Source organism: Photobacterium sp. GB-72, from assembly GCF_003026095.1.
Classification (GTDB): domain Bacteria; phylum Pseudomonadota; class Gammaproteobacteria; order Enterobacterales; family Vibrionaceae; genus Photobacterium.
This window is the reverse complement of the sequence record NZ_PYNV01000035.1, coordinates 1-7,389: the sequence shown is the minus strand read 5'-3', so window position 1 is coordinate 7,389 and position 7,389 is coordinate 1. Positions and strand designations below refer to the sequence as shown.

Annotated in this window: 6 protein-coding genes and 1 tRNA gene; 5 read left to right on the top strand and 2 right to left on the bottom strand. The window is 39.2% G+C overall.

Features of this window, described 5'->3' with window-relative positions:
• Positions 1-383: 383 nt before the first annotated feature.
• From gadC to C9J40_RS21585, 4 genes are all read left to right on the top strand, one after another.
• Positions 384-1,904 (top strand): putative glutamine/gamma-aminobutyrate antiporter GadC, encoded by a 1,521-nt coding sequence (gadC, locus tag C9J40_RS21600; protein ID WP_107207754.1) that lies wholly within the window; start codon positions 384-386, stop codon positions 1,902-1,904.
• 18 nt (positions 1,905-1,922) lie between these two features.
• Positions 1,923-2,867 carry a glutaminase A gene (gene glsA, locus C9J40_RS21595; protein WP_107207760.1) on the top strand — a complete coding sequence of 315 codons (945 nt, stop codon included), beginning with the start codon at positions 1,923-1,925 and terminating at the stop codon, positions 2,865-2,867.
• Between the two features lie 14 nt (positions 2,868-2,881).
• The gene (locus C9J40_RS21590) at positions 2,882-4,282 is read left to right on the top strand and encodes a glutamate decarboxylase (RefSeq protein WP_107207755.1); all 1,401 of its coding nucleotides are present in this window, start codon (positions 2,882-2,884) and stop codon (positions 4,280-4,282) included.
• 146 nt (positions 4,283-4,428) lie between these two features.
• The gene (locus C9J40_RS21585) at positions 4,429-5,043 is read left to right on the top strand and encodes a trimeric intracellular cation channel family protein (RefSeq protein WP_107207756.1); all 615 of its coding nucleotides are present in this window, start codon (positions 4,429-4,431) and stop codon (positions 5,041-5,043) included.
• On the opposite strand, the gene C9J40_RS21580 is transcribed toward C9J40_RS21585, so the two are convergent.
• Positions 5,029-6,276: an MFS transporter gene (locus C9J40_RS21580; protein WP_107207757.1), complete on the bottom strand. Its 1,248-nt coding sequence runs from the start codon at positions 6,274-6,276 to the stop codon at positions 5,029-5,031. The two genes, C9J40_RS21585 and C9J40_RS21580, sit on opposite strands and share 15 nt — an antisense overlap.
• A gap of 267 nt (positions 6,277-6,543) precedes the next feature.
• On the opposite strand from C9J40_RS21580, the gene C9J40_RS21575 reads away from it, so the two are divergent.
• A complete protein-coding gene (locus tag C9J40_RS21575; RefSeq protein WP_107207758.1) occupies positions 6,544-7,071 on the top strand; it encodes a glycine zipper 2TM domain-containing protein in 528 nt (175 codons plus the stop codon).
• Positions 7,072-7,289: 218 nt separating this feature from the next.
• Here C9J40_RS21575 and C9J40_RS21570 read toward each other — a convergent pair.
• Positions 7,290-7,366, bottom strand: a tRNA-Asp gene (locus C9J40_RS21570).
• Between the last annotated feature and the right edge of the window lie 23 nt (positions 7,367-7,389).

The following is a 7,389-nucleotide window of genomic DNA, read 5'->3' as shown; positions in this document are numbered from 1 at the left end:
CTAAAAACAGTCACTAAAAACAGTCACTAAAAACAGTCACTAAAAACAGTCACTAAAAACAGTCACTAAAAACAGTCACTAAAAACAGTCACTAAAAACAGTCACTAAAAACAGTCACTAAAAACAGTCACTAAAAACAGTCACTAAAAAATTAATAATAGACCACTAGAAAAATATTACCAAACATAATTCCAATAATACTTCTCATATCATAAAGTTAACTTTAATTATTGATATATAATCCACAAATATAAACAATAATAATTATCCACCTTAATTTACGTACTACTCTATTGATGTTTTTTCTCACATATAATTACAACATGAATTAATTTTTCATATTGTAATATTAGTTTAATGCACTAAATATAAGTTGGTTAACAATGACAAATTCAATTAAAACGAAAAAAGGGGGGATCAGCATTTTCGCTCTCGCAATGTTAAACATTGTTGCAGTAGTGAGTTTGCGCGGTCTTCCAGCAGAAGCTGAATACGGATTAAGCTCCATTTTTTATTATATTTTTGCCGCCGTAGTATTTCTGGTTCCTGTATCATTAGTTGCCGCTGAGCTTGCGACAGGTTGGTCTGAAAAAGGCGGTGTATTCCGCTGGGTCGGCGAAGCTTTTGGAGCTCGAATAGCGTTAGTTGCGATCTTCATGCTATGGATTGAAGTGACTGTTTGGTTTCCAACCGCATTAACTTTTGGCTCTGTTTCACTTGCATTTATGGGTCCAGATAAATCATGGGATCAAGCATTATCTCAAAATAAATTCTTCGTACTAGGAATAGTATTAGCCATTTATTGGCTCGCAACTTTCATCGCTTTACGCGGCACTGCAGCCTTTTCTAAAGTGGCTAAATGGGGCGGGTTAATTGGTACTGTTATTCCTGGTATCGTATTAATTATTTTAGGTTTCTCTTACCTATTCTTCTCAGGTAAGCCACCACAAATTCAACTTTCTTGGCACGATATTATTCCTGACTTTTCTAACTTTAATAACGTAGTTTTAGCGGCAAGTATCTTCTTATTCTATGCCGGTATGGAAATGAACGCGATTCACGTTAAAGAAGTTGATAATGCGCCGCGTAACTACCCAATTGCGATTGCGATTGCTGCGATTGGTACTGTCTGTGTATTCGTACTTGGCACGCTGGCAATTGCATTTGTTATTCCACAACAAGACATCAGCTTAACTCAAAGTTTATTAGTCGCTTACAATGATATGTTTGCTTGGGCTGGCATCAGCTGGGCTGCGCCAATTATGGCAGCTTGTTTAGCGCTAGGTGTACTTGCTGGAGTTGTTGGCTGGGTTGCAGGTCCTTCATCGGCATTACTTGTGGTTGCTAAAGGTGGTTATTTACCACGCTTTTGGCAATACACCAACAAAAATGGTATGGCAACCCATATCATGATGGCACAAGCGTTCTTAGTGACCATGATTTCTACTGTGTTTGTAGTATTACCTTCAGTTCAAGCTGCTTATCAAATTCTAAGTCAATTAACGGTCGTTCTTTACCTCATCATGTACTTATTAATGTTTGCTGCAGCGATTCATTTACGCTACAGCCAACCTAATCGCCCTCGTCCATACAAAATCCCTGGTGGTGATATGGGAATGTGGATCATAGCTGGTGTTGGCTTTTCTGGTTCACTATTAGCATTCATCTTCTCTTTCATTCCACCAAGTCAAATTTCAGTCGGTAGCCCTGAAGAATACATTGGCTTCTTAGTGGTACTAACGGTGATATTTGTAGCTGTTCCATTATTCATCTACAAAGCCCGTAAACCGCACTGGAAAGATCCAACAGTCTCAGACTTTGCACCCTTTACTTGGGAAATAGAAGATACTCATCCAGGTGTGATCAATCCATCAGACAAAGTAACTCATACATTAAATCAATAAGAGTTAAGGATGCGTCAAATGCCACCACTAAATGAAAAGCTTGCTGTCATTATGCAGCAAGCACTGAATGAAGCAAAAACGAATAACGACGGCGAAAACGCCTCATATATTCCGTTTCTTGCATCAGTACCGTCAGAACTTACAGGCTTAGCCTTTGTGTCTGTTACTGGCGAGATTATTCAATTACAAGACTGTGATTATAAATTTGCTATTGAATCTATCTCAAAAATTATGACGCTTGGATTAGTTCTTGAACAATCAGGCGCCGATGCGCTGCACAGTAAAGTCGGTGCAGAACCAACAGGGATGCCATTTAATTCCGTTTTGGCACTTGAACTCCATAACGGTAAACCCCTAACCCCTCTCGTTAATGCCGGTGCAATGGCAACAGTGAGCTTAGTTAAAGCGACAGATAAAGAGCAACGCTGGCAGCAGATTTTGAACTTTCAATCCCTGCTAGCAAACAGCGAAATATCGCTCTCTGACGAAGTCAATCAGTCTGAACAAACGACCAATACTCATAACCGTGCTATCGCATTGTTATTAGAATCATCTGGGCGTATGTATTCAGAGCCACTTGAAGCGTGTGATGTTTATACACGCCAATGTTCTACCCTCTTTAATACGGTAGAACTTGCCACCGTAGGCGCAACACTGGCCAATGGTGGTAAAAACCCATGCTCAGGTCAACAGGTGATTGACCCTCAAAACATTCCCCACATTCTCGCAGAGATGGTAATGGAAGGGCTTTACGATACTTCTGGTGATTGGGCATATGATGTCGGTTTACCAGCAAAGAGTGGCGTTGGCGGCGGTTTAGTAACGGTTATTCCAAACGTAGGTGCACTGGCTGCATTCTCGCCACGACTAGACCCATTTGGTAACAGTATCCGTGGTCAACAAATGATTAAGCATGTTACTCAAGCAATGGCTTGGAACTTATTTAGCAGTAAGCAACACTAAGGTAGGGAAAAATTATGGCTCTTCATGAAGTAAACCGTAAAACAGGTAATGATCCAATCTATGGCTCAGATACTATTCATAACGTTGCGGCAACGACCAAACTACCACAGCAAGAACAAGCACCTAAAGTGATCTATCAAATGATCCGTGATGAACTTTACCTAGATGGTAATGCACGTCAAAATCTTGCGACCTTCTGCCAAACATGGGAAGAAGATGAAGTGCATAAATTAATGGATCTATCCATTGATAAGAACATGATTGATAAAGATGAATACCCTCAATCTGCTGAAATTGAAGGTCGTTGTGTTCATATGTTAGCGGATTTATGGAATGCACCTGATTCTGTTACAACAGTCGGAACTTCAACCACAGGTTCAAGTGAAGCCTGTATGCTAGGTGGTTTGGCTGCCCTATGGCGCTGGCGTGAAAAACGTCGTGCTCTTGGTCAACCAACCGATAAACCAAACATGGTCTGTGGCCCTGTCCAAGTTTGTTGGGAAAAATTTGCCCGCTACTGGGACGTTGAAATGCGCGAAACTAAAATGGACGACGGTCATTATTTTATGACCCCAGAAGACATGTTAGAACTCGTTGATGATAACACTATTATGGTGGTACCGACTTTCGGTCAAACTTTCACCGGTTTATACGAAACAGTAAAACCGTTATCTGATGCACTAGATACTTACGAGCATGACACTGGTAACTCGATTGATATCCACGTTGACGGCGCAAGCGGCGCAATGCTAGCCCCATTTTGTGCCACAGAAATTGAACCTTGGGATTTCCGCTTAGAGCGGGTTAAATCAATCAGTACTTCTGGCCACAAGTTTGGTTTATCGCCATTAGGCGTTGGCTGGGTTGTATGGCGTAGCAAAGAAGATTTACCTGAAGGCTTAGTATTCCATGTTAACTACTTAGGTGGTGACATGCCGACTTTCGCCTTGAATTTCTCTCGTCCAGCAGGACAAATCATTGCACAATACTACAACTTTCTACGTTTAGGTTATGAAGGTTACAAACGTATTCATGATGCAAGTTACGATGTGTGCGAATACCTCGTTAAAGAGTTAAACAAATTTGATCTGTTTGAGTTCTTGTTTGACGGCAATCGTGAAAAAGGTATTCCAGCCATTTCATGGCGCTTAAAAAATAATGCTAACGTTTCATTTAGCTTATATGACTTAGCGGATCGCCTACGTACTCGAGGCTGGTTAGTACCTGCTTATAGCTTGCCTGCAAACGCGAAAGATATTGTGGTACAACGTATCTTAGTTAAACAAGGCTTTACAGTAGACCTTGCTAGCTTATTAATTGCTGACTTCCAACGCTCGCTTGATTTTTTAAACTCTCATCCGACAGCGCAGTGTACAGCTGATGATACACAAAACTTTGATCATAGCGGTCGCTGATACCAATGAAAGCAAAGGTTAGTTTAATACTGACCTTTGCTATTATTGAAAACACTAACTTCACTATTTGCTCTCCCATTTAATATCTAACATGCTAATATTTTTCAATTAATAATAAAATCAATCACCACACTATAGGCGCTTAAATGTTTATTCACACGATTGAAATTATTTGTATTATTGCCTTCGCATTAAGTGCCGTGATCAGTGAATCTAATAAAGGTAAAGATATCGTCAGCATCATGGTGATTGGATGGGTAACAGCACTCGGAGGCGGAACCGTAAGAGATATTATACTATCCACAAATCAGGTTTTTTGGATAAGAGATCCATCCTATTTTTGGACAGCATTACTCAGCTCTTTTATAGGTTTTTTCCTTGCTCCACATTTACGACACGTAAAAGTCGAACGTATTATTGTAACTCTGGATGCGATTGGTATTTCCATGTTCTCAGTGTTAGTCACTAAAGATCTGACCGCTCAACATTATGCGCCCTATGTTGCGATCACTATGGGGATGATCACTGCGGTATTTGGTGGCGTACTACGTGACATTCTCACCAACCGTCCAACCATGTTTAACAATACGGAGTTTTATGCCAGTCCCGTTATTATCGGCTGTTACTTATATATTCTCCAAACTGAGCACCACATTAACCCAGATGTCGCAACCTTGAGCAGTATTATCTTTATTATTGCTTTACGCATGTACATTGTAATAAAGAAAAAAAAATTCCCCGATTTTTTATTGCTTAAATAATTCATTTTCTAGTGATGCACTTGCCATAGATCGCTTGCCCAGCAAGGCAAAAAGCAGCCCTATGAGAGACGTAATAAATATAATGGCTGTAAGTGAGTAATAATTATCAAGATTAAGCTGCCATGCGATAAAAATAAAAATCGCTGAGAATAACATTTGTCCGCCACCAGAGAGCGCACTTACTGTTCCTAATTGATTACTGTAAGGTACCAATAATAAGGATTGGGAACAGGGATAAATAAGCGCTTGAGCAACAGCCACACCAATAAAGCCAATTGTTAGCGTTAATAGTGACATTGGTTGTGATAAAAAGATCATAACCACACTCAATTGAATAACAGGAGCAATAAAAACAATATGGTGCGTACCGTAAGACTTCCTCAATATAAAGCATAATGTACTTGCAAGTAAAAACGCCACTGCAGGAATAATAGACCAATAAGCATAATTTTCTGAAGTAATATGTAATTGTGATTCTAAAATAAATGGCGCTAATGAACCGGTAAATATGACAAGTGCCCAGTTAACCCAACCGATCATCGCATAAGAAAGAAAGTATCTATCTTTTAGCAAGGAGCCATAATATTGAAATATAGGAATAAATGAAATAGAGACACGAGGTGTAGATAATGTTTCAGGCAAATAGAAAAATAAAATGAGAAAACCTAGAACGGTATAGATAAACAAGCAAATAAAAACCGCAAACCAACCAAAATGGTGATTCACTAACCCTCCCATAATCGGTGAAAATATAGGAGTAAAAGCAGAAATAATAGATAGTCCCGTCATTGCTGATAAAAAGAATTTATTTTTATAGCTATCATGTAGCATTGAACGTGCAATAACTGATTCACACCCTCCACCAACACCTTGAATAAAGCGTCCTATAATCAAAATAGAAAAGTCATGGTGAAAAGTTAAGATAACTCCTAAACCAAGGATAGATATCAACAAACCTATTAATAATACATGACGCCGCCCATAAACATAAGATAACGGCCCATAGAATAATTGTGATGGACCATATCCGATCAAATAACTAACAATCAGTCCTTCCGCAAGATTTTGATTAATTTTAAAATCAAGATGGATCCAAGGTAACAAAGGAAAGACTAAGCCTAAACTAAGCTGACCGATGCTAACTATTAATATAGCGAGAAATAGGATATTCCAGTTCTCTTTAATAACACCTTTGACTTGATCGGCTAAAAGGATTTCTGTTGAATTATTCATTCCAACAAGCCCACTCAGTGATGATAATAATTAACCGCGTTATTTTAGTCCTCATTTTAAAGTGATTTATATTTACTTAATCAATTTAAGTTTCTTATTTTAGTCCTTTATTAAAAAATAAAACCAGCTATTTCCATCCATATGCTAAATCAACAACATCCGATCCATTCAATATTTTACTATTAGCTTACATTTAAATCACAACGCTCTGTCATTAAACAGGAACTAATCAGGAGAATAGACTTCATAAAATTAAGGAGAGATATAATGAAAAAACATATGATTGTGGGTCTAAGTGCACTGGTTGCTATTTCAAGCTTATCGTTAACAGGGTGTAATGAAAAATCTCACGCTAGCGAACCAACAGAAGCAAAAGTTTTATCAGTAAAAGCCGTCACTAAAACAGTAACAACACCACACCAAGTCTGTGAGCAAGTTGCTGTGACTCATAAAGTCGCTCCTAAAGACGAAAATAAAGTGTTAGGTACGCTTGCCGGTGCTGTTGCCGGTGGTGTACTAGGACACCAAGTTGGTGGTGGTAACGGTAAGAAAGTCGCAACAGTAGCTGGTGCAGTAGCCGGTGGCGTTGCTGGTAATATGGCTCAAGGTAAATACCAAGAAGGCCATACAACAACAACAATGGAAAAACGTTGTCACACAGAAAATAGCAAAACAGAACAAACCATTGGCTATGATGTAACCTACCAACTAGGCGATGACAAAGACACAATTCGTATGGATAAAAAACCAACTGGCGATACGCTAGCGGTTAAAAACGGTAAAGTTGTTATCTAATCTATAGTCACAATAAGAATATTCTAAGCCCTGCTAGTAATAGCGGGGCTTTTTTATTTAATAATGGTAGGTTCCACACCTAATACCAGCGCATCCCAGCGTGACCAGCAGTTAAGCTTCTCAATTTTAAATCTTAACCAAACAAACTACCCCACAATCATATTCATTTCTTACAAACGAAAAAAAGCCCTAGTCTTTCGACTAGGGCTTAATATAAGTGGCGGAGCGGACGGGACTCGAACCCGCGACCCCCGGCGTGACAGGCCGGTATTCTAACCAACTGAACTACCGCTCCGACGAACATGGATGTTCTAATAT